Raw genomic sequence first — 23,079 nt, 5'->3', positions numbered from 1 at the left:
TCAGCATGACCGCCTTTTTGCCTATTCAAGAACTGCTACCTCACGGTTTTAGCTCGCCCTCGCCCAGCCACCGGGCCACGGGGTAGCGGTTGAAGCCAGCCTCGTGGTGGGGCGAGTTCACGTACACCCATTCTAGTTGGGCGGCGCCGTTGCTGGCGAAGGCAGGGTCCTGTTTCTTTTGCTGCTCAAGTCGCTCGCGCAACTGAGGGTCGCGGCGCAGCAGGTCGGCGGCCAGGTCTTCGAACACATAGTTGGAGAAATGCTCTTTTTGCTGCAGCACGCTGTCAAAAAAGCCCCAGGCGAAAAAAGAGTCGGTGGCCTGTGGCTCCAGGGTTTCCATGAGGTAGCGAATAGGCGCCTTATCGGTCAGGTACACCACAAAGTCGCCCCGGTGGTAGGTGACGGTTTCGGCCACGGGCCGCACTTTCACCTGGCTGTGCAGGTAGTGGCCTTCGTAGGCGCGTGGGCTGGTCTTATAGTCTTCCAGGTAATATACCTCTGCTGGCACAGTTACGTCCTGCGCCAGTGGCACCAAGGTGGCGCCGTTGCGCCGCAGCCGTTCGGCCACTTCGCCCCAGGCCTGCGGAATAAGGTAGGCTGTGGGTCGGCGGGCGGTGGCAGCCGGCTGGTAGGTATTAAAGTACTTTACGGGCCGAATAAACGGGGCTGCGCGGTCGTAGTAGAGGCGAGGCTGGCCGCTTACTTCGCTCAGTTTGGTTTTGCCTTCGTAGCCGCGAAACTGCACGGTTTCGTGCTGGGTCTCGTCGAGGGTCCAGGTCAGGGGGAATGTGGTCTGGTTGACCAGGGCGGTGTTGGCAGCGGCCCGGGCCGCTGCTAGTGCGGCCGACTGCTGCCCCACGGTTTCGAGCATTGTTTTCAGGAAGTCGTAGGTGGAGTGCACGCGGGGTGCAAAAGCTTTCAACATGTGCGTCTCGGGCATGAAGCCGATGGTGTTGAACAGAGCCGCGTAGCCGGTAGAGTAGCGCGGGGTTTCCAGAAAGGCGCGTAGGCCGCTCTCGGGCGTTTGGCCCTCAAAGTCCACGTAGGGCGTCATGGGCCACTTCTTTTTCTCCATGCCTTGGTACAGCGCCGGCAGCAGCTGCTTTTGCAGATAGGTGCCCAGGGCCGGGGCCAGCTTGCTGTGCTGGGTGGCAATGAGCGTGATGGTGTATTGGTAATCGGCGCCGTTGGAAGTGTGAGTTTCAACAAAAATATCGGGCTGCCACTTCTGAAACAGCGCCGCAAACGAGCGGGCATTGTGCGAGTCTTGCTTGATGTAGTCGCGGTTCAGGTCGAGGTGACGGGCGTTGCCGCGGAAGCCGTAAGCAACCGGCCCGTTTTGGTTCACCCGGGTGGTGGAATTGCGGTTGAGCATGCCGTCCACGTTGTACACCGGCACCACCACCACCGTCAAGCCGTCGAGTAGCTTCCGGAGCTTGGGTTGCTGCACCAGGTCGCGGGCCAGCATCATGCTGGCGTCGATGCCCTCGGGCTCTCCGGGGTGAATACCATTTTGAATAAAAAGTACGCGGCGATTCTTTTGCCGGCTGCTGGCGGGGTCGGCGTCGCCGTCGGACGAGAGCACCACCTCGTGCAGCGGCTGGCCCGAATCGGTGGGCCCGGCTTCGGCCATGTGCAGTTGCTTGGGGTATGCGGCCGTCAGCTTTTGATAAAAGGCAATGCACTCGGCGTAGGTGGCCGTGGTGTTGCCCCCACCAACTTCAAACGGCGTGCGCCATTCCAGGGCAGGTGCGGGTGGGGTAGGAGCGAGGGCCATCAGCGAGGCAAAAAGAAGAGGAATCATAGGTGCAAAAGAACACACTCCTCTCCTTAGTAAGGAGGGGACGCCGCCGTGGAAGCGGCGGCTGGGGTGGTTGCGCCGTCCGCGCCGTCAGGCAAACTCGTCAGGCTCACTTTGGCCCCGCCGACCTTTAGTTCAACTAACTCAGCCATCTGCGTCCATTAGAAAGCGAAAATATTAACCTTCTAATAAAGGAGAAAGCCTAATCACCCCTGCCACTCACAGGCTACCGGAGGCGGCTACCGTACAGCCGCTCATCGAGGCTGTAGCGGCCGGGCCCGGCGAACAGCAGCCCCAAAAACACAAACGCCGATTCCAGCGCGTGCGAGTAACCACTAAACCCATCGCCCTTGCTCACGTGCATCACCGTGGCCATTATCATGGTAATGAGCAAGCCCAGGCACGCCAACCGAAACCACAGTCCCAGGGCCAGCAGGAGCCCGCCGACAAACTCAGCAATAGCCGCCAGGAAGCCCCAAAACGCTGGAGCGAAGCCCAGTCCCATCGTTTTCATCACACCGCCTACACCTGCCCATGCCGCTGGGCCGCCCACTAGTTTGGGGTAGCCGTGCACCATAAACATTACGCCGAGGCCAACGCGCAACAGCAATAAACCCAGGTCATGGTAACGGTAGCGGTTGGTAAGATTCATGGGGGCCGGTGAAGGTGAGGGATGATTGAAGTGCCTAATTACGCAAGCGCCGCTAAAAAGGGGCCGCGATGGCGGCGAAACAATTCGGGGAGGAAAGCGGTAGGCGAGGAGCCTACCTTTGTGGCCGGCCTCACCTTTGCCCTCCTTTTCTTTGCTTTCATGACAGCTTCTCGCCCGCTTATTCTGGTTTCCAACGACGATGGTATCACCGCTCCTGGCATTCGCCATCTGGTCAGCATTGTGCAGGCCCTGGGCGCCGAAGTAGTGGTGGTAGCGCCCGATTCGCCGCAGTCGGGCATGGGGCATGCCATCACCATCGGCGAGCCGCTGCGCATCGAGAACAATCCTGTTTTCGGGCCCGACGTGGAAGCCTACCAGTGCTCGGGCACCCCGGCCGACTGCGTAAAAATCGCCAAGCACCACATTCTGAAGGGCCGCACGCCCGATTTGGTAGTTTCGGGCATCAACCACGGTTCCAACGCTTCAGTAAACGTATTGTATTCAGGCACGATGTCGGCGGCTATTGAAGCTGCGATTGAAGGGCTGCCGGCCATCGGCTTTTCGCTGTGCGAATACGGTGTGCAGGCCGATTTCTCGCACGTGGCCGAGTGGGTAACACAGATTTGCCGCCACGCCCTTGACCACGGCATCCCTGCCGGAACGGCCCTGAACGTAAACATTCCCAAAAACTCGCCCCAGGGCATTGCCGGTATCCGTCTGGCACGGCAGGCGCAGGGCAAGTGGCAGGAAGAATTTGACGAGCGCCAAGACCCGTACCGCCGCCCGTACTTCTGGCTGATTGGCTCGTTCGTGAACCTCGACCACGGCACCGACACCGACGAATGGGCCCTGGCCAATAACTACCTATCGGTAGTGCCCTGCCAGTTCGACCTTACTGCTTACCGCGGCCTCGAAACCATGAGCGCCGCTTGGAGCATGCCCCTGCCCGAAGCCAACGCCGTGGTCAACCCGCCCCAGCCTGTGTTGCCGGAAGACTATGGCCCAGCCAATCCCTAGGCCTGCAACGCACCGCCCGGTTTTCAGGCCTTGCGGCAACACCACATTTCTCTCTTTCATCATGCGCTCCATAGGTTTTCGTTGGATAATATTTCTGGCCGGTCTTCTGGCTGTGGCGGCGGCCCGTCCCGCTGCTAAGCCACCCGTCACCACGGTCTACATCATGCGCCACGCCGAAAAGGACCTGACCCCCGGCTTGGCCGACCCGCTGCTTACGCCTGTCGGCGAAGCCCGCGCCCGCGCGCTGCACCAGCAGCTGCGCCGTGTTAAACCGGCCGCCCTTTTCACCACCGACACCAAGCGCACCCGCGCCACGCTGGCGCCCCTGGCCGCCGCCACTAAGCTCATGCCTCAGGTGTACGACGCGCCGGCTGCGCTGGCCGAGCAAATCCGGCGCAACTACGTCGGCAAAACCGTGGTGGTAGTGGGCCATTCCAACACCCTCCTGCCGCTGGTAACGTCCCTGGGTGCCCAGGCGCCGCTTAGTGAAATTAAAGACGAGGAGTATAGCTACCTGTTCGAGGTGCGCATTGCGGATGGCACCGCGCCCACGGTGAAAGTGATGCAGTACGGCTCCCGGTAGAAGCGCACTTCGCGACCTGAAACACGCTCTGGAGCTTTGCTTGCTTGGCCTGCCCCGATTTCGGCCTCTCTGTCTGTGTTAGGGAGCAGCTCAGCAGCCTGTAGGAACTCCCGTTGCCGAAAGATAAAGCGGTGCCACGTTAGCCTCAGTCCAAGCCATTCGACGACTGCAATACGGCCTCCTATGGTCTAGCCGAACTGTTCCCCGCGTGTTTCTACTGAGACTGCACTTGTAACTGAATCATTAATGCTGATGGCTGAAATATGCCTCAGCTATTACTTGAACAGTATGTTATTTCCCGCTCATTACTAAATGGTAATGCTATCTATTTATTGATTTGAAAACCAGAAAGTCTTTGTGAAGCTGACACCTGCTTGTGAGTGGAGGTAGTGGTTAAGACAGCCTTCTTCTTAAAGCCCTACTCTGGCTGCTCCGTGATACAGATGACACAATATTAGTCGCTGGCTTCTTCCGAAGCGCTTTTTGGATTGTAGCTTACTTTGTAAGTAGACAGAAAGAGGCTTCATCCTGCTGAGCTCTTCTTTACTGTTTCAAAATGAGTTCAATCTGCTTTTATCTGCCTTTTTAACAAGCATACCTTATTACCTACTGGTGAACTCATCAGCGTTTGCCCAGGGGCAACCGGGGCTAACGATAAACCCCGGGAGCATAGGGCCGCGTACTTTCGTGCTAAGCCCCATGTTTGGAGCATCAACTTTTACTTTATGAATCGTAATACTTCTGCGGCTTGGTGTCGCCGTTCTGCCCTGGCTGCCTTGGCCGTGCTGGCTGGCCTAGTGCCTGCGCACGCACAGCGTGCCACCAAAACGACCAAAGTGAGCACCGAGAAGGCCACGGCCAATCGGGTCGACCAAGCCGATTCCCTGGCTCTGCGCAAAATATTTGATGAAGCCTTGCTGCGCGGCCAGAGCTACGAAAACCTGCGCTACCTCACCGGCACCATTGGCGGCCGGCTGGCAGGGTCGCCCCAGGCCCAGCAGGCTGTGGAGTGGGGCAAACTGACCATGGAAAAAGCTGGCTTCGACCGGGTGTACCTGCAAGAGGTAATGGTGCCGCACTGGGTGCGTGGGCCTAAGGAGCGCGGCGAAATCGTGGGCAACAAGGACAAAAGCATCAAAGTAGCAGTGTGCGCCCTGGGTGGCTCGGTGGGCACCAACGGCAAGCTGAAGGCCGGGGTAGTGGAAGTCAAAAGCTTCGACGAACTGAAAAGCCTGCCTGATGAGGCCGTGAAAGGCAAATTTGTGTTCTATAACCGCCCCTTCGATGATGCCTTGATTGAGCCCGGCATAGCCTATGGCCGTGCCGGCGACCAGCGCCGCAGCGGGGCCATTGAGGCTGCCAAGCGCGGGGCCGTGGGCGCTTTGGTGCGCTCGCTCACCAGCGCCCGCGACGACAACCCGCACACCGGCACCATGGCCTACGACCCCGCCGTGCCCAAAGTGCCCGGAGCGGCCCTGAGCACCCTGGCTGCCGAACGCCTGAGCCTGCTGCTCAAAGCCAGCCCCGACCTCCAGTTTGAGCTGGAGATGGCATGCAAGACCCTGCCCGATGAAAAAAGCTACAACGTGGTGGGGGAAATCAAAGGCTCGAAGCTGCCCAATGAAATTATCACTGTGGGCGGCCACCTCGACTCCTGGGACCTTGCCGAAGGAGCCCACGACGACGGAACTGGCGTGGTTCAAAGCATGGAAGCCCTGCGCTTGCTCCGCGCCACCGGTTTCAGACCCGAGCGCACCGTGCGCGCAGTGCTCTTTATGAACGAAGAAAACGGCAACCGCGGCGGCATCGAATATGCCCGGCTGGCGGCTGCAAATAAGGAAAATCACCTCGCCGCGATTGAGTCGGATGGGGGAGGGTTCACGCCCCGCGGCTTCAACGTGGAGGCCGAGCCGGCCGTGGTAGCCAAGCTGGCCAAGTGGGGCCCGCTCCTGCAGCCATACCATGCCTCTAGCATTACGGTCGGGCACGGCGGCACCGACATCGGCCCGCTCAAAGAGGCTGTAAAGCCCAAGGCCCTCATCGGCTACGACTGCGACTCGCAGCGCTACTTCGACATTCACCACACCGCCGCCGACACCTTTGACAAGGTGAACCGCCGCGAACTGGAACTGGGCGGGGCCAGCATGGCCTCGCTTATCTACCTGCTCAGCAAGTACGGTTTATAACGTAACGAGCCGGCCCCTGCAGCCCCGTTGTTGCAGGGGCCGGTTTTGGGGCTTAAAGTAGCAGCGTAGGGTGGCAGTTGCCACCGTATTTAGGGCTTGGTAGCGGTAAAAAGTAAGGCCAAGAGCAATGCATAAGCATTAAGGTTTTAGACTGGTGCCTGAGTTAAGAAGTTCAGCCGGTTAGCCGCTATGCAATGCGGAGCAGCTTGCACTTGGCCGTTGCACGATTGTGGCCAGCGACTTGCGATGCTTGGCATCTCTTTTAACCTCAGGCTCGCTTGGGCTGCTCGATGCTCTTTTTTTTCTGATTTATTATTTAGAAACTAGTCTTTTGAATAGCTATTGGGCTTGTCTTTTGTGGGGGCTTGGGCTGCTGTCCGGGGTTGCAACGCATGCCGCTGCGCAAAGCAGTCGCAGCCAGGCTGCCCAAACGGACCGGTACTGGGTGAGGCTGAGTGACAAGAAAGGCGTTCGGTTCGACCCTGCCCGGTACTTCACGCCGCAAGCCCAGGCCCGGCGGGCGCGCCAGCAGCTTCCGGCCTTTGAAGCCAGCGACCTGCCAGTGCGTGCCGACTACCTGGCCGGCATTACGGCCGTGGCTGATACCGTGACGCTGGTCAGCCGCTGGTTCAACGCCGTGGCCTGCCGGGCTACGCCGGCGCAGGCAGCAGTGCTGCGGAGCCTGCCCGGGGTGGTGGCCGTAGAGGCTTGGCCTCAGGCCAGCGGCGCCTTGGCATCTCGCAGGCCGGTGCCCACTGCCGCGCTTCAACCTCTTGAGCCCCCAGCCAAACTAATATCGGCCAATGACTACTTGCTGGCCCGCCGCCAGACGGCCCACCTCGATGGCGCAGCCCTACGCGCCGATGGTCTAGATGGCCGCGGCCTTCGCATTGCGGTGTTCGACGTTGGCTTCCGCGGCCTGCCCGAACACCCCGCTTTTCAGGAACTGGTGAAGAGCAAGCGCATCGTCGCTACCCACGATTTTCTGAAAAACCGCGACAACGTTTATCAGACCGGTAGCCACGGCATCGAGGTAATGGGTTGTTTGGCTGGCCGCCTGCCCGCGGGCCTGGGCGGCGTGCCCGGCCCGGCCCTGGGCCTGGCGCCCGCGGCCGAGTACCTGTTGGCCCGCACCGAGCAGCTGGGCCGGGAGCGCTACGCCGAGGAAGAAGCCTGGCTGGCCGCCGTGGAATGGGCCGACAAGCTAGGGGTCGACATCATCAATTCTTCGCTGGCCTACACCGAGCAGCGCTACTTTCCAGAGCAGATGAACGGACACCGCAGCCTTATTTCCCGCGCGGCCAACCTGGCCGCTCGCAAGGGCATATTGGTGGTGAGCGCCGCTGGCAATGACGGCGACAACGACTGGTTGCGCATCGGCACGCCCGCTGATGCCGACTCGGTGCTGGCCATTGGCGGGCTCGACCCCGAAACGGGCCTGCACGCCGAGTTTAGCTCCTACGGCCCCACCGCCGACCGCCGCGCCAAACCCAACCTGGCGGCCTTTGGCATTGTGCTCACCACCACGCCCAAGGGCTACGAGCGGCTGGAGGGTACCTCGTTTTCGGCACCGCTGGTGGCGGGGTTTGCCGCGTGCCTTTGGCAAAAGAACCGCCAACTAACGGCCATGCAACTGTTCAAGGGCATGGAAAAGTCAGCTGAGCTTTTCCCCTATTTTGATTATGCCCACGGGTACGGGCGCCCCCGCTACCAGCACTTTGTGCCCAAGCCTGGCCCCAAACCAACCGCTGCGCTTACGCCAACTTTTGATTTTGTGCAGCATGACAGCCTGATAGCCATTGTCATCCGCTCCGAAGCTGCGATGCGCCCCGCCGAAATGCTGCCGCTGATGGTGGAGCAGGGCGAAGCGGCGGCCCAGGTAACCTCGGAGCTGTCCGAGCCCAAAGCCTCGGCCGAAACCCCCGTGCCACCCGTGGGCCGCGAGCAGCCCGCCACGGCTGGCGGCCCGCCCCTGGCCCCTTTGCCCGAACCCCACTACCCGGCCTACCTCTACTGGAACCTCGCCGACCGCCGCGGTGTGCTCCGTCGCTACGAGACCCGCGCCGTCACCCAGCGGTTGGTGGTGCAAGTGCCGCGCCGCCTGCTGCAGAAAGGCGATGTGCTGAAAGTGTACTTTAAGGGCTACACCGGGACGTATTCGGAATGATGAATTCATACGCAGCTACCACTAGGCTTTCTTCTCTCCACCTTCGTATGCCCAAGAAAGTGGCTGGGCTAGCCCTGGCCGTTGCCGGTTTGTCCACGCTGCCCCAAGTGGTTGCAGCCCAGCAAGTGCTGGTGCAAGCCAACGTGGCCGATGACACGGTGAAAACCATGTTTGGGGCCAACCGCAACTATTTTGGCCATCTCTACGCGGGCTACGGATGGGTGGCGGGCCCGGCTGGTACCGGGGCCGGGGTCCGCTACGGCCTGGCCTCGGCCGATATGCGCGTGGGCGGACGCATGAAGTTTCGCTTCACCCAGGCCCTGGCGCTCAACCTAGACCTAGGCTATGCCTACCTGCGCTACGAGTTGGCGCAGAACGGCCAGAAGGTTGTGCCCACGCCCGACCTGCACCGCCGCGAACGTCTCGGCATGCACCAGGTGTATTCCGAGGCCAGCCTGCGCCTGAACGTGGGCCGACGGGGCAACACCGTCGGCAATTACCTCGACCTGCTGGCCGGCGGCGGTTGGGTGGCCGCTACCAACCACGTGACCGAAGACGAGCCCTCGGCAGGCATTCGTTCCGTTGAAACGACCGAGCGCGGGCTGTCGTATCTGCGGCGCTGGACGGGAGGCGTGGGGGCCCGTCTCGGTGCCGACCGTTATGCGCTGGTGGGCCGCTACCGGGTTACATCGGCTTTCGGCGGCAGCTATGCCCAATGGCCCGAACTGCCCCGGTGGGAGCTAGGTCTGGAAATAGGTTTGTTCTAGCAGCAAGCCCGCGCTTTTGCAAACCCATTGCTGAGGCTTTTTCGTAAAAATCATTGTTTGCTGACGCTACTTTCTGTACTTGCCTAGCAGCATGTAAGTATGCGCGCATTTTCCCACCTTACCTTCGTGTGGCAACTTCCTTGTTGCCTGTGCCTCCTTATCATGAAAACCTCTTCCCTTAAACTCGCTGGCTTGGCCCTAGTGGCGGCCAGCCTTTCGTTGCAGCTTGCGTCCTGCGTAAGCACCGAGCGCGAAGTGAGCAGCTCCACCGTCGACCCGCGCACCACCTATAAGCCCCCCGTGGCCGGGGACCGGACCCGGGTCGGAAGCAAAACCGTGCTCAACACTGTGAGCCGAACCCATTCCTTCTCGGACCCCAAAACCAAGGACAACTTTATTCTGCAGCTGCGCGGAGCCCGCGTGCTTTCGGCCCAAGCGCACTTTATTGTGACCAGCAGCACTGGCGACACCCTGCGCCATGAGGTATTGCCGGCTCGTGCTCTGCTCAGCGAAAAAGCCCTCAGCGACCCTCAGGCTGCCACCATCCGGGAAAAGGAAATTGCCATTCTGCAGGGCATGAACAACTTCTTTGCCGATGGCCGCTTCAGCCAGCCCGCCGTACCCGCCGATGCCCAGCAGCCCGCTGAACTGGACACCAAAACCTGGGTTGCTCTACGTGAAGACCCCACCATTGTAGGCTTCGATTACGTCGGTGCAGGAGGGGGCGAGCGCCGGGTAGCGTATGTGCGCAAGCTGCGCAAAGCCGTAGTTATTAATCACTAATTGGGTGGATGCTTCCTCAAGGTGAGGAGTTGTAGACTTGCTTTGATGGCTGGCTTTTTTTAAATTCAAGCATAATTTTTAGATTTTCGGGTTATGAAGTTTTTCCTTTCATTCGTTGGCGTGTTAGTCGCCATTTTGCTCTACATCCGTTTCGTACCCTCAGCCCCCATTAACCCGGTGCTGCCTGTGGAGGAAGCGCAGGTTGAAGTAAACGGGCACAATGCCGAAGTGCCCCCTGGCAGTGAAGAAAACACCACGGCCCCGGAAGAGGGAGAAGCCGAAGAAGGCGAAGGGCCCAGCACCCGCGTCCCCGCCGCTGTACCTGGGCAAACCTACGGGGCGGCCATTACCCTGGCCGGAGCCGTGCCCATGAGTGCCCTGAGCACGGCCCTAGGCAACCGTGACTCGGCCCGGATGAAGCTGGTAGGCAAGGCAAAAGCCGTGTGCCAGGTGAAGGGCTGCTGGATGACCCTGCCCACCGCCGATGGCAAAGAAATGCGCGTGCGATTCAAGGACTATGCGTTTTTTGTTCCCAAGAACCTCAGTGGCCGCAACGTGGTAGTAAGCGGCTGGGCCCACCGCAGCAAGGTGAGCGCTGCCGACCAGCAACATTACCTCCGCGACGCTGGTAAGTCAGAGAAGGAAGTTGCCGCCATCACTAACGACGAGCAACAGCTTACTTTTATGGCCGACGGTGTTTTGGTACAGGAGTAGGCATTAGCCATTGACCCTGAAAGTAGTAGAAAGGCCACCCGCTGAGGTGGCCTTTTTCGTTTTAAAAATCTTTTTAAAGCGTTGGCGTAGCTTGCGCCATTAGTTACCACGACCCGCCTGGCCACCCCCGGCTTCCTGCTCATGTCCGATTCTTCCGCTGTTCAGCAACGCATTCTGGCCCTCACCGAGCGGCTGCACCACCTCAACCATCAGTATTACCAGCTCGATATTTCGGAAGTCTCCGACCAAGAGTTTGACCAGCTGCTGGCCGAGTTGCAGCAGCTTGAAACCGAGTACCCCGACCTGGCCCTGCCCAATTCGCCCACGCGGCGGGTTGGCGGCACCATCACCAAGCAGTTTCCCACGGCGGCTCACCGCTTTCCCATGCTCAGCCTGGGCAACACCTATTCCGAAGACGACCTGCGGGAGTTCGACGAGCGGGTACAGCGCGGCCTGGAAGGGGCGCCTTACAGCTATGTCTGCGAATTGAAAATCGATGGCGTCGCCATGAGTCTGCGTTACGAGCACGGCGAGCTAACCCAGGGCGTGACCCGCGGCGACGGCACCCGTGGCGATGTGGTGACGGCCAACGTGCGTACCATCCGCACGCTGCCGCTGGCCCTGCGCCCCGGCCTGGGCCGGCCCGAAGACTTCGAAGTGCGCGGCGAAGTGTTTATGCCCCTGCCCGTGTTCGACGAGCTGAATGCCGAGCGCGAGCAAAACGGGGAGCCGTTGCTCGCGAACCCTCGCAACGCAACCAGCGGTACTCTCAAGCTACAGAATTCCACTTTGGTGGCAGCTCGCAAGCTGCGCTTTTATGCGTACTCGCTGCTCACGCCGGGCCGGCACTTCCTCAGCCACAGCGCCGCTCTCGAAGCGCTTACGCGCTACGGCCTGCCGGTGTCGGACACTTGGCGCCGCTGCGCTAATATTGCTGAGGTGCTCGATTTTGTGCATCAATGGGCCAAGCAGCGGTTTGAGCTGCCCGTCGCTACCGATGGCATCGTCATTAAAGTAGACGACTTGCGGCAGCAAGACCAGCTGGGTTACACGGCCAAAAGTCCCCGCTGGGCCATTGCCTATAAGTACCCGGCCGAAGCGGCCCGGACCCGTCTCAACGAAGTCATCTACAACGTGGGCCGGACCGGGGCGGTGACGCCAGTGGCCATGCTCACGCCCGTGCCACTGGCCGGCACCGTGGTGAAGCGCGCCACCCTGCACAATGCCAACCAGATTGAGTTGCTTGACCTGCGCCTCGGCGATATGGTGTACGTGGAAAAGGGCGGCGAAATTATTCCCAAAATCACAGGGGTTGACCTCAGTGCCCGTTCGGCCGAGGCCACTCCCATTGAGTACCCCACCGAGTGCCCGGCCTGCGGCACCGCACTGGTGCGCCCCGAGGGCGAGGCTCACTTCCGTTGCCCCAATGAGCGTGGCTGCCCCCCCCAACTCAAGGCCCGGCTAGAGCACTACGTCTCGCGCAAAGCTCTTAACATTGACGGCCTAGGTGCCGAAACCGTGGGGCGCTTCTTCGACCTAGGGCTGGTAAACACGCCCGCCGACATCTACGACCTGCCCGCCCGCCGCCCCGAACTGGTGACGCTGGAGCGCATGGGCCAAAAGAGCATCGACAACCTGCTCGCCGGCATCGAGGCCAGCAAGCAGGTGCCCTTCCCCCGCGTACTCTTCGGTCTGGGCATTCGCTACGTGGGCGAAACCGTGGCCCAGAAACTGGCAGCTCACTACCGCACCATCGATGCGCTGATGGCAGCTTCAGCCGAAGAAATGGCGGCCGTACCAGAAGTAGGAGGGGTGATAGCCGTAGCGGCCTCCCACTGGTTGCGCCAGCCCGAAAACCGGGAAATAATTGAGCGACTGCGCCAGGCCGGGGTGCAGCTTGCCGTGACCGGCGAAGCGCCCGTGCCGGCTTCCGACCGTTTGGCAGGCCTAACCTTCGTCATCTCCGGCGTTTTTGAGCAACATAGCCGCGATGAGCTTCAACAGCTCATTATTTCCAATGGTGGCAAGATTACCGGCTCCATCAGCAAGAAGCTGAGCTACTTGGTGGCCGGCGACAACATGGGACCAGCCAAGCGGGAAAAAGCCCTGGGCTTCAAAGTGCCCATCATCTCCGAAACCGAGCTTATGGCGCTGCTGCCTGCTCCGGACGAGGCTGCGACTGATAGCCTGCTTGCTCCGGTGGTGTCGGTGGTAAACCCTGGCAACCGGGGTGAGCTGTTTGGATAAACAACGGGTTCTTAAGCTTGCTGTGACTAAGCCAACTTTCTAAAGGTCGGTTTCCGACCCGCAGAAAAAAGGAATGTTGGCAGTCCCAATGCCTCTGTGCCCATCATGAACCGTCAGGAGTAAGCGGTAAGCGCCGGGCTTCATGGGCGTGCGCAAGGTGGCCCCCTGAGCCGTGGCGTGGCTGATGTAGCCTGATAGGGCCTCCGTTCTTTCTTCTGCATCGGACTCGGGCGCTAACTCAGGCCACAGTTCCCATACTGCAGTCAAAGCGTCACCATCAGGGTCGGTGGCAATAGCGGAAAGCGGGTAGCTGGTATTGGGGCTTAGCCGTGGAAAATTGCCATCGCGCTGTCCGGCCAGCTCCAGGCGAACAACGGAGGGAGAAAAATTGGCAGGCCGCTTACCAGACCATAAGTACCGCATGCTGTCCACGAGCAAGGTTTTTTCTCCTTTTTCGTTGAAAAGGCTAAACCACGAGGATGTTTTTTCAAATTTTCTACCCCAAAAAAACACATAGGAACCAAGGCAGCGGTTCGAATCGGCAATAACCGTCTGGCGGTATCGGACTGCAGTGAATGCTGCTTTTTGGGCACTGCTTTGCTCGCGTGGGGCGCCCCAAGGGCTTTTATCAGCCTCCCAATACCCCATGGGCCCAAACTCCGTAACTATGTATGGACCAGTCCAAGTAGTCTCGCGAATTTTCGCGGGCAAGTCACCAAACCCCGCATACGAGTTGATGGATATAATGTCAATTGCTGGGGCCCAGCGTACGACAAAAGAGGCCGAGGCGGGGTTAGCTAAAGAAGTGGTAATGAGGTGGGCGGGGTCGAGCTCGCGTATCATAAGTGCTACTTCGTTCATAGCGCTGTACAGTTCCGGATTCGGTTTAGCCAAGTCTAACTCATTGCCCACGTTCCACATCAGCAGGGCTGGGTGATGTCGGAAGCGTAGCACTTGCTCCCGTAACCGCTGGAGTTGGGCTTGCACCGAAGTGCGGTCGTAGTAATCAATGCTCTTGCCCTCGGGCTCGAGCCAAAGGCCCAGCATGACGGTAAGGCCGTTGCGGTGGGCTTCATCGAGTAGGGGCCCGGCATATTCGGCGCTCCACAGCCGGACTGTATTTCCGCCGGCCTCCTTAAGGCGGTCATAATACTGAGTACCACCCGCGCCGCGAAGTCTGAAGGGTTTCCCATTGCGTTCCAGCTTGAATCCTTGGGGCGTTTTCACTACTCGCACACTGGCTTTTGGAAGTTCATCAATTGAACCAGTCGTTGAACCTCCACAGCTTGCCAGCATTACCAGCAAGTAGGCCCCGAGTAATGTTGTCCATAAGACTCGCAAGGCCTTGGAACTTCTGATTATTATCATTTTAAGCGCTCATCGTTTTTATTGTAATCAGCATTTTATAATTATTTGGTAAATGATAGATATTAAAGACGTAAATCTATAATTGGGGAAGATGAAGAAACGTTGTTCTTGATTTTCGGCAAGGGCCCGGAAAGGATAATGACTAAACAAAAAATCAGTATACGGAACGTTTACGAGCGAAGGTCGTTAGAAAGATGATAGATTTTCGGAGATTAATTTAATTATGCTTATCTATAAGGATAGCAATCTGCCTATAAAAGAGAAAAAGCGTGCAAATCCCCAGTTGGTTGATTTACTAACTAACAAGGCAAGCTCTTATTCGGTAGATTTTAAGTTGGCGGCGGGCGTACGGTCCATGCGTGTGCTGGTAGGCTTAGGGCTAGCGGCCATGCTGTATTTTCTAATATGGTTCATTAACCCCGAGCACATTGGATATGCGCCTTTATTTTGGCTGCTGGCTGTTTCGCTTGGATTTAAGATGCTGCGCATGCTGCACGAATGGGCACACTACGTGCACGTGCAGGAGCCCGTGGCACCTACCCGGGCCCGCCGTTCCCTGCATACGGTAGATGTGCTCACTACCGCCTGCCCCGGCGAACCACATGATATGATTGTGCGCACGCTGGAGTCCATGCAAGCGCTGAATTATCCGCACACCAGCTACCTATGCGACGAAGGCGATGACCCATTTCTGCGGCGAGAGTGCGAGCGGCTGGGAATAATCCACGTCACCCGTCAAGAGAAGACAAATGCCAAAGCTGGTAATATCAATAACGCCCTTCGGCAGGCCACTGGGGAATTTTGCGTGGTGCTCGACCCCGACCACGTGCTGGCTCCCGACTTTCTGGACCAGGTAATTCCCTTTTTCGAAGATGAGAAAATCGGGTTTGTGCAAGTGGTGCAGGCTTATGGCAACCAGCAGGAAAGCCTTGTAGCCCAAGGGGCCGCCGAGCAGACGTACCATTTTTACGGCCCCTTAATGATGGGCATGAATGGCTATGGTACGGTGCAAACCATTGGCGCCAACTGCACCTTTCGCCGGGCGGCGCTCGACTCGATTGGAGGCCACGCGGCCGGACTGACTGAGGACATGCACACGGCCATGCGTCTGCACGCCGAGGGATGGAAGTCGGTGTATGTGCCCAAGGTGCTCAGTCGTGGGCTGGTGCCAGCTTCCATGGGCGCGTTCTATGCCCAGCAGTTGAAGTGGGCGAGGGGTGCTTTCGACCTGCTGCTGCGGGTATATCCTAAGCTGTGGGGCCGCTTTACGTGGCCGCAGCGCTTGCACTATCTCACGCTGCCTCTGTATTTCTTTTCGGGCGTTGTCACGCTCATCGACATCGCAGTGCCCATTGCGTCACTGCTTCTGGCCAAGTTTCCGTGGTACGTGCCCTTGCAGGAATTTGCCCTCCACATGCTACCGCTATGGGGCATCAGCTTGCTCATTCGGTGCTACGCGCAGCAATGGCTGCGCGAGCCCCACGAGCGCGGCCTTCACTTGGTAGGAGGCTTTCTGCGGGTGGGCACGTGGTGGGTGTACGCATTAGGATTTGTTTATGCTCTGTTCCGTGTGCGGGTACCGTATATCCCTACACCTAAAGACGAGGGCCGGCTGCCTAACGAATGGCGCGTCACGCTGCCTAACCTACTGGCCGTCGTGCTGCTGCTAGGCGCATGCAAGGTAGGGCGCATGCAGTCCCTTACCATCTATACTCACCTGATGGTGACTTTGTCGCTCCTGCTGGCGGCGATTTTATTAATTTCCGTTGCTATGGGGCAGCACGAAGCCCTGCGCAACTTCGTGCGCGACATGGCTTCCTGGCCTTACCGCCCCTTGGTGCTTTGGGTAAATCGTCAATATGTAGAAATAACCCGGACTGTGGGCTGGGGACTGCGGCAATCCACCGTTGGTTTAGCTATGGGAGTTGGGGGCATAGTGGCCCTTTTTCAGTTTCTTATGCTGATGGGGGTCGTAAAGCCGGTGCCCCACATAACCTGGGCCAAGACTGGCGGCATGGCTGTGCACACCGGGCTGGCCTTGGCGCCGAATGCAGCTGGCAGCGCTGGCATGGGGGCTTCTTTATCAACTTATAAGGGCAACGACATAAAGCCCTTCGTTGTGGATGCCAGCAGCCTACTGCACAGTCCTCCAGACGCCTTGCGTCAGCTACAGCCAACTGAAGTGCCTTTGCTTACCTGGCCCATCTCGGCACAGGCCTACAGCGTGGGGCAGTGGCAATCCATAGCCCGGCAGTTCAAGCAAGGGGTTGCTCGGCCAATCATGCTGCGGCCCCTCTTTTCGGCGAAATCACCGGTCGAGTACCGTCGAGCCTGGCGGGATATGATTAAGGGGTTTGCGGCGGAGAACGTGCACAATGTAGTGTGGCTCTGGACGCCCCCAAATCCGGAGGCAGTGGCTGATTATTGCCCCGGTGGAGCTTACTTCGACTGGATGGTGGCCGACCACCCGGTAGGGGAGAACAGTGATGAGTACCCGCGCATGCGGTTCCAGGCCGCGCAGCAGTTTGAGTTGCATCGGAAGCCAGTGATGCTGCTGGCCACGCTGCCCGCCAATGCACCCGCCGCAAACGTGCTGGCACGCCGTGTAGCTTCTCAATACCCCGAAATCAGGGCAGTGGTTTATGACAGCTACGCACCTGCAAACGCTGCTTCTTTGCAGTGCGATTCTCCGGACAATAACCTGAAGAGGAATTCCCTGATTTCCAAAGGTGCACAGTTGGCCACGGGAGAGCAAGGCAATCGTAATAATCCAAAAGGATAGCGAACTGATTCCTTTCGTCAAGTGGTGTCTTACCTCAAGCCTGGTTTTAGGAACCGATGGTTGAGGGGAGGTTCTCTTGCCTATTGCTTAGTAGGCAGGGGCCCTTCACATTGCTATTGCTAATACACAGGTTGTTTGGTTAAGCATGCTCCATTATATAGATTAAGTCTTCCGTTGTTTTTGGACTTATTCATAAGTAATGCAATTTTAGTTAGTGATAAAATTTATTCTGAAATTGAATATTTAGCCTCAAAAGTTCTTGTTTAATTATAAAAAGACTTGCCAAATGTTGATATTTTAATAATGAGCAAATGAATTAGTTTTGTGGCGTCACTTTTTAATGATGCTACATGAAATTAAAAATTATACTCTTATTGCTTATTGCTGTGATTACTGTTCGTCCCTTGCTGGCGTCAACATTTTATATCAGTCCTAGCGGTAGTGACATGCAGGCTGGTACTTCTGTGGCAACGGCTTGGCGCACTATTGCCAAAGTCAATGCTACGGCATTTCAGGCCGGCGATAAGATTCTTTTTGAAGGAGGGCAGACGTTTACTGGGGGTATTTCACTCACTGCAACAACTCAGGGAACGCCCACGCACCCCATCATTTTTAGTTCGTATGGAGTCGGTCATGCTACTATTGCGAGCGGCAATTCGTTCGGGTTTCATGCTCACAACTCGGCCGGCATCGAGCTGCGTCGGCTGGCGTTTGTCGGTTCTGGCCGAACGACGAATACCACCTCAGGAGTTACGTTCTACCTCGACCAAGCCAATACCCACTTGCAGCACCTCCGTCTGGACAGCCTGGACGTTAGTGGCTACCAAAAGTCTGGCGCTTTGGTGGGCAGCTGGAAAGGTACCAGCGGCTACACCGACGTGCGCATCACCAACTGCCACTTTCACGCCAATGGCGAAGCAGGGCTAAGCTCGTATCAGTTTTTCCCGTTGCAAGGGCAAGCCCATCACAACTGGTATGTGGGCAATTGTGAGGCCTATGACAATTCCGGTCGTGCCAACATCACCAATACGCACACTGGCAACGGCATAGTGCTGGCCGGTATCGACGGCGTCATCATCGAGCGCTGCAAGGCTTATAACAACGGTTGGCTCAACGGCAATACGTCGGGCGGCCCCGTGGGCATCTGGGGCTGGGCCTGCAACAACCTCGTGATTCAACTCTGCGAGTCTCATCATAACCAGTCGGGCACTGGCATCGACGGCGGCGGGTTCGACTTGGATGGGGGCTGCACCAACTCGGTGATGCAGTATAATTACTCGCACGACAACCAGGGCGCAGGGTACTTGCTAGCGCAGTTTCCCGACGCAGCTCCGATGCACGACCTAACTGTGCGCTACAACATCAGCGAAAACGATGCTCGTGGCCATAATCAAGGGGCCCTAGCCGTGTGGTCGTCGGGAGCCAACGGCGGCATTGCGCGGGCCAGCTTCTATAACAACACGGTGCTTTTGAGCCCGCCCGCCAATGGCACGCGGCCCAAGGCGGTGTACATTATGAGCGACGGAATTTCCGACATCACGTTGCGCAACAACGTGCTGCAAACCAGCGGCGGCTTGCCCGTTCTCACCACGCTTTCGGCGGCGGGCCTGCGCCTGGAAGGGAACTGCTATTGGAGCGCCGATGCGCCCTTGGTACTGGAATGGAACGGGGCGGCCTATCCCGATTTGCAGGCCTGGCGCGTCGCTACTGGCCAAGAGCAGCTTGCCAATGGCAGTGCTACCGGTCTCAACGCCGACCCCCAACTCGCCCGCTCTGCCACCGCTGCGCCCCTGTCTACTTCGCCGGTCAAGGCCGCCGGCCTCAGCCTACAGGCAGAATTCAGCATCAGCCCCGGCCCGCGCGACTTCATCGGCAACCCCACTGTTCAGGCCCCCGCCCGCGGCAACATCGGCGCCTTTGAAGGCCCTCTGACCTCCGCTGCGCCGCTGCCCGTAGCGCTCACGGCCTTCACCGCCGAGCAAGATGGCAGCAGTGCTTTACTACGCTGGACTACTGCTACCGAAAAAGACAATGCTTATTTTGTGGTCGAGAGCAGCCCCAACGGTCAGGATTTTACGACCCTGCACCAGGTAGCTGGACAAGGTAATAGCTCCCGGGCTCAGCATTACCAGTACTCCGACCAGAACGTGGCGCGCTATGCGACCAGCACGGTCTACTACCGCCTGCGTCAGGTCGACACCGATGGCAAAAGCACCTACTCGCCCGTGCGGGCGTTTTTGGGCCGGCAGGTGGCGGCTAAAGAGGCTCGCCTGCAGGTGTGGCCCAATCCGGCCCAGCCCGGCAGCCTAGTGCGCGTGCAAGGCGAACCAGCCACTCAGGTTCAGCTTTTCGATGCTCGTGGCCGTCTGCTTGCCAGTGTACTGGTAGCAGCCGATGGGGTAGCCGGGCTACCGGCAGAAGGCCTTTCGCCTGGGGTCTACCTGGTTCGGTGTGGTCTGCAACGCACCCGCCTAACCCTGACGAATTAGGGGTTAAATCCGAAGCAGACACTGCCTTCCGTTCTGCCAAATACGGCCCCATGCGTTATGGAGCTGACTGAGAAATATTTTATTTTTTAGGTGAAGTTCAGGGATATTATCGGCTGCATTTTTGTGTACCGACTTAAATGCTGATATTGTTCCTCTATTTTTCCCACTCATGCGAATAACAATACTATTTTCTTTCTTTTTAATGCGTGCTGCATTCCCGCTGACGGTGCAGGCCCAGTGTTTGGGTTTGTCGGAGCTGTTGGTCATTGGGGCCGAAGCTACTGCCGTCTCAACACCGCAAGTGGTAACCCAACACCTGCCGGAGTGGATGTTTAATGCGCCAGCAGCCGGTTCGCTGGAGGCCTACTGGACTTCAGCTCTGCCAGTAGGAGGGAGGCTCGCCCCTTCCCGGCTCACAGTGCGGCCTCAGCGACCTGGCCAGGATGTAGTGCTTAAAACTACGCAGGCTTCCTGCGTGCGTCAGCTGCGCAGCGAACTCAAGAGCCAAAAGCTGGAAGCCCAGCCCGTAACCTGTGCCGGTTGCGAGGCAGTCCGGTTCAAAGGGCCGGATTATGAAGCTACTATCTATAGCCAGATGAAGGGCGATTACCCTTTTGTGGTGGTAGTGCATCAAGTTTCAACAATTGTTCAAGACCCGGCCGCCAAAGGCACTACCATCAAATCTGACCGAAGGTGAACTCGCTGTAGCCCGCCCTGGACATAGCCACCGCCGCCGACCTGATAGCCGACCCTCAGACCCTGCTGCATGTGCGCACGCCCGAACAAAATGCCGCTAGGTATATGGAGCGTGCTTAAAATCTGAATTTTCGCTCACGGGACTTTCACTAGCACCAACTGCAGCAACCACGCTGCCTAGTTCATGCAGGCATAAGGCATTAGCGCTGTTGCCAACCAGGCGGCTACAGCCGGTTAAAGGCTGCGGGCGTAAACTAATATCAATAGGGCAGGCACGTTAGGGCAGCCTGGAATAGCTGCCTCAGCTAGCATAACAGTAACCTCGGCCGCATTCCGGCGTATTTCAATAAAGACCCGGCAGGTGGCTGCCGGGTCTTTTTGGATAGTGACCGCCGGCATCGCCGAGCCCAACACGCGTATTTACTTGAATTCTATGACTGCTGAACCCTTGCTTATATCGCCCACCCCCACGAAACACATCTATGAGATGGGCTTGGTGGGCAACTGTGCCTTCCTCGCCCTCATCCGAAAAGACACGTCGGTGGCTTGGCTCTGCTGGCCGCGCTTCGACAGCAGCTTTGTGTTTGGCAGCCTGCTCGACTCCCGCAAAGGGGGCGAATTCAGCATTCTGCCGGCTGTCGGGGCTGGCTTCAGTTCCGAGCAGTACTACTTGGAGAATACCAACGTGCTCTGCACAGAAATTACGACCGAGGATGGTCGCTACCGGGTGACGGACTTTGCTCCGCGTTTTGCGCAATACGAGCGCTACTACAAACCCCTGATGTTCATCCGCAAGCTGGAACCGCTGGAAGGCGCCCCCCGCGTGCGCGTGACCTGCGACCCCGTGGGCGAGTACGGCAGCAAGGAGCTGAGCCGTCGTCGCAGCTCCAACCACATTGCTTACCTTGGGCTGGAAGAAGAGATTCGCCTCACCACCAACATTCCGCTCACTTATATACTGGATGAGGAGGACTTCGCCCTCAACGAACCCAAGTACCTTGTGCTGACCTACGGCGCGCCGCTGGAAGCCCCGCTGGAGAGCACCGCCGAGCGTTTCCTGCGCAGCACCATTGAGTACTGGCGCAAGTGGGTGAAAAACATGAGCATTGGCAACTTTCACCAGGAGCAGGTCATCCGCTCGGCGTTGGCCCTTAAGGTGCACCAGTACGAAGACACGGGCGCCATTATTGCGGCCAGTACCACCAGCCTGCCCGAGGCCCCCGGCAGCACCCGCAACTGGGACTACCGCTATTGCTGGATGCGCGACACCTATTACATCCTCACGGCGTTCAACAACATCGGTCACTTCGAGGAAATGGAGCGGTATTTTCACTACATCGCCAATATTTCGTCGAAGATTAAAGGCAAGTACCAGCCCCTTTACGGCATCAGTGGCGCCTCGGAGTTGGTAGAGCAGGAGCTTGATTTGGAAGGCTACATGGGCAACCAGCCCGTGCGCATTGGCAACGATGCTTATACCCACGTGCAAAACGACGTGTACGGGCAGGTGCTGGTAGCCCTGCTGCCGCTCTACGTCGACCAGCGCTTTGTAGACCCCGAACGGACCAATCCCGAAGCCCTCATGTACGAAGCGCTGGGCTTGATTCGGGCCACCATGGACATGCCCGATGCCGGCCTGTGGGAATTCCGCAACTTGGCGCAGTACCACTGCTATACCTACCTTTTCCACTGGGCCGGCAGCCACGCTGCCGCCAAAGTGGCCCGAGCCCTTGGCAATACCGCGATGGAGTCGCTCGCGACCGAGCTGAACGAAGAAGCAGCCCGCCGCATCGAACGGTGCTACAGCCCGGAACTGGGTGCCTACACCAACGCCATTGGCTCGCCGCACCTTGATGCCAGCACCTTGCAGCTCATCCTCATGGGCTACCTCGACCCGCACTCTGAGCGGGCACGCCGACACCTCGAAGCTCTGGAAAAAGACCTAAAGACCAAAGAGGGCCTGTTCTACCGCTACCGCCACGCCGACGACTTTGGTACGCCCGAAACCACCTTCCTTATCTGCTCTTTCTGGTACGTGGAAGCCCTAGCCGTGGTAGGCCGCGTCGACGACGCCATCCGGGAGTTTGAGAAGCTCATCAGCTACACCAACCACCTCGGCTTGCTAAGCGAAGACGTAGACGCCAAAACCGGCTCGCAATGGGGCAACTTTCCCCAGGCCTACAGCCACGTTGGGCTAATGAACGCCGCTTATCGCATTGCCAAGAAACTGGACAGGCCGGGGTTTGTGTAAACCGCTTCAAGTGTACGTTCCTGTTGGTAGTAGTCATACCAAGGGCGCCATCCATTTCATATCAAGAGCCCCTTGCCGAAAGCATGGGGTTCTTTTTTGCGCATAAACGTGAGGCTGCTTCCTGTAAAGAAAACCTACAATAAGCTCAGAGCCCACCGGACTGCAGGTAGCGCGGAAGATTATTAAAGCATTTTTCTGAAGACTTTAAGGAGAAGCTTTCTGGTTAAAAATTGCTTGGGTTGACGAGAAATAATATTATTTCTAAAACAAAATGATTAACAGTGTTGCCGAGGATAGAGCCAAAAGCCTGGCATAGTAGCAACGGGTCGTATTTACTCAAAACATGCCTTTAGTTGCCTGAGATTCTTAAATATTAACCTTTTTTATATATTGTTCATTCCTTTTAAAAAAGGAATAATTATATAAAATGAAAAAACGTTAGACTTGTTTAACTTAGGGTAATGCAATAAATTTGCTTAGTCGACTGCTCAGCTAATTAATAGCGACAAGTGGTGTTTTGACTTGTGATTTATTCTAAGTGAAATTATTCGTCACTTTTCTTCTGGGGCTGCTATG

Annotated in this window: 15 protein-coding genes; 12 read left to right on the top strand and 3 right to left on the bottom strand. The window is 57.9% G+C overall.

Features of this window, described 5'->3' with window-relative positions; translation table 11 throughout:
- Positions 1-40: 40 nt before the first annotated feature.
- Both ACP7AJ_RS06405 and ACP7AJ_RS06400 read right to left on the bottom strand, forming a co-directional pair.
- Entirely contained in the window at positions 41-1,804 is a 1,764-nt protein-coding gene (locus tag ACP7AJ_RS06405; RefSeq protein WP_426059365.1) for a M14 family zinc carboxypeptidase, read from the bottom strand.
- Between the two features lie 223 nt (positions 1,805-2,027).
- Positions 2,028-2,453 carry a DoxX family protein gene (locus ACP7AJ_RS06400; RefSeq protein ID WP_426059364.1) on the bottom strand — a complete coding sequence of 142 codons (426 nt, stop codon included), beginning with the start codon at positions 2,451-2,453 and terminating at the stop codon, positions 2,028-2,030.
- A 159-nt stretch (positions 2,454-2,612) separates the two neighbouring features.
- On the opposite strand from ACP7AJ_RS06400, the gene surE reads away from it, so the two are divergent.
- The 8 genes from surE to ligA all read left to right on the top strand — a co-directional run bounded on the left by surE (position 2,613) and on the right by ligA (position 12,917).
- Positions 2,613-3,470: a 5'/3'-nucleotidase SurE gene (gene surE / locus ACP7AJ_RS06395; protein ID WP_426059363.1), complete on the top strand. Its 858-nt coding sequence runs from the start codon at positions 2,613-2,615 to the stop codon at positions 3,468-3,470.
- A 61-nt stretch (positions 3,471-3,531) separates the two neighbouring features.
- Positions 3,532-4,053, top strand: coding sequence for a SixA phosphatase family protein (locus ACP7AJ_RS06390; protein ID WP_426059362.1), 522 nt, complete (start codon positions 3,532-3,534; stop codon positions 4,051-4,053).
- A 725-nt stretch (positions 4,054-4,778) separates the two neighbouring features.
- Positions 4,779-6,239 (top strand): M20/M25/M40 family metallo-hydrolase, encoded by a 1,461-nt coding sequence (locus tag ACP7AJ_RS06385; protein WP_426059361.1) that lies wholly within the window; start codon positions 4,779-4,781, stop codon positions 6,237-6,239.
- Between the two features lie 445 nt (positions 6,240-6,684).
- Positions 6,685-8,406 carry a S8 family serine peptidase gene (locus ACP7AJ_RS06380; protein WP_426059360.1) on the top strand — a complete coding sequence of 574 codons (1,722 nt, stop codon included), beginning with the start codon at positions 6,685-6,687 and terminating at the stop codon, positions 8,404-8,406.
- A 47-nt stretch (positions 8,407-8,453) separates the two neighbouring features.
- Positions 8,454-9,173: a hypothetical protein gene (locus ACP7AJ_RS06375; protein ID WP_426059359.1), complete on the top strand. Its 720-nt coding sequence runs from the start codon at positions 8,454-8,456 to the stop codon at positions 9,171-9,173.
- 162 nt (positions 9,174-9,335) lie between these two features.
- Entirely contained in the window at positions 9,336-9,956 is a 621-nt protein-coding gene (locus tag ACP7AJ_RS06370; RefSeq protein WP_426059358.1) for a hypothetical protein, read from the top strand.
- Between the two features lie 93 nt (positions 9,957-10,049).
- Positions 10,050-10,670: a DUF4920 domain-containing protein gene (locus tag ACP7AJ_RS06365; protein WP_426059357.1), complete on the top strand. Its 621-nt coding sequence runs from the start codon at positions 10,050-10,052 to the stop codon at positions 10,668-10,670.
- 141 nt (positions 10,671-10,811) lie between these two features.
- A complete protein-coding gene (gene ligA, locus ACP7AJ_RS06360) occupies positions 10,812-12,917 on the top strand; it encodes an NAD-dependent DNA ligase LigA (RefSeq protein WP_426059356.1) in 2,106 nt (701 codons plus the stop codon).
- Between the two features lie 39 nt (positions 12,918-12,956).
- Here the strand turns inward: ligA and ACP7AJ_RS06355 are convergent, their stop codons facing one another.
- Positions 12,957-14,144 (bottom strand): glycoside hydrolase family 2 TIM barrel-domain containing protein, encoded by a 1,188-nt coding sequence (locus ACP7AJ_RS06355; RefSeq protein WP_426059355.1) that lies wholly within the window; start codon positions 14,142-14,144, stop codon positions 12,957-12,959.
- Positions 14,145-14,673: 529 nt separating this feature from the next.
- Between ACP7AJ_RS06355 and ACP7AJ_RS06350 the strand changes: the two genes are divergently transcribed.
- The 4 genes from ACP7AJ_RS06350 (at position 14,674) to ACP7AJ_RS06335 (ending at position 22,503) form a co-directional block, all read left to right on the top strand.
- A complete protein-coding gene (locus tag ACP7AJ_RS06350) occupies positions 14,674-17,067 on the top strand; it encodes a glycosyltransferase (RefSeq protein WP_426059354.1) in 2,394 nt (797 codons plus the stop codon).
- 386 nt (positions 17,068-17,453) lie between these two features.
- Complete coding sequence (locus ACP7AJ_RS06345) at positions 17,454-19,556, top strand: hypothetical protein (RefSeq protein ID WP_426059353.1); 2,103 nt, start codon at positions 17,454-17,456, stop codon at positions 19,554-19,556.
- A gap of 202 nt (positions 19,557-19,758) precedes the next feature.
- Entirely contained in the window at positions 19,759-20,253 is a 495-nt protein-coding gene (locus ACP7AJ_RS06340; RefSeq protein WP_426059352.1) for a hypothetical protein, read from the top strand.
- A gap of 432 nt (positions 20,254-20,685) precedes the next feature.
- Positions 20,686-22,503, top strand: coding sequence for a glycoside hydrolase family 15 protein (locus ACP7AJ_RS06335; RefSeq protein ID WP_426059351.1), 1,818 nt, complete (start codon positions 20,686-20,688; stop codon positions 22,501-22,503).
- Positions 22,504-23,079: the final 576 nt, after the last annotated feature.

Source organism: Hymenobacter sp. B1770, assembly GCF_049896385.1.
Lineage (GTDB): Bacteria > Bacteroidota > Bacteroidia > Cytophagales > Hymenobacteraceae > Hymenobacter.
This window is presented reverse-complemented; position numbering and strand designations above follow the sequence as displayed.

What these genes read in the sequence shown, in the direction of transcription:
- ACP7AJ_RS06365 (WP_426059357.1), top strand. Translation starts at nt 10,050, where the DNA reads ATGAAGTTTTTCCTTTCATTCGTTGGCGTGTTAGTCGCCATTTTGCTC.
- ACP7AJ_RS06370 (WP_426059358.1), top strand. Translation starts at nt 9,336, where the DNA reads ATGAAAACCTCTTCCCTTAAACTCGCTGGCTTGGCCCTAGTGGCGGCC.
- ACP7AJ_RS06375 (WP_426059359.1), top strand. Translation starts at nt 8,454, where the DNA reads ATGCCCAAGAAAGTGGCTGGGCTAGCCCTGGCCGTTGCCGGTTTGTCC.
- ACP7AJ_RS06385 (WP_426059361.1), top strand. Translation starts at nt 4,779, where the DNA reads ATGAATCGTAATACTTCTGCGGCTTGGTGTCGCCGTTCTGCCCTGGCT.
- ACP7AJ_RS06400 (WP_426059364.1), bottom strand. Translation starts at nt 2,453, where the DNA reads ATGAATCTTACCAACCGCTACCGTTACCATGACCTGGGTTTATTGCTG.
- ACP7AJ_RS06405 (WP_426059365.1), bottom strand. Translation starts at nt 1,804, where the DNA reads ATGATTCCTCTTCTTTTTGCCTCGCTGATGGCCCTCGCTCCTACCCCA.
- ACP7AJ_RS06390 (WP_426059362.1), top strand. Translation starts at nt 3,532, where the DNA reads ATGCGCTCCATAGGTTTTCGTTGGATAATATTTCTGGCCGGTCTTCTG.
- ACP7AJ_RS06350 (WP_426059354.1), top strand. Translation starts at nt 14,674, where the DNA reads ATGCTGTATTTTCTAATATGGTTCATTAACCCCGAGCACATTGGATAT.
- surE (WP_426059363.1), top strand. Translation starts at nt 2,613, where the DNA reads ATGACAGCTTCTCGCCCGCTTATTCTGGTTTCCAACGACGATGGTATC.
- ligA (WP_426059356.1), top strand. Translation starts at nt 10,812, where the DNA reads ATGTCCGATTCTTCCGCTGTTCAGCAACGCATTCTGGCCCTCACCGAG.
- ACP7AJ_RS06335 (WP_426059351.1), top strand. Translation starts at nt 20,686, where the DNA reads ATGACTGCTGAACCCTTGCTTATATCGCCCACCCCCACGAAACACATC.
- ACP7AJ_RS06340 (WP_426059352.1), top strand. Translation starts at nt 19,759, where the DNA reads ATGCGTGCTGCATTCCCGCTGACGGTGCAGGCCCAGTGTTTGGGTTTG.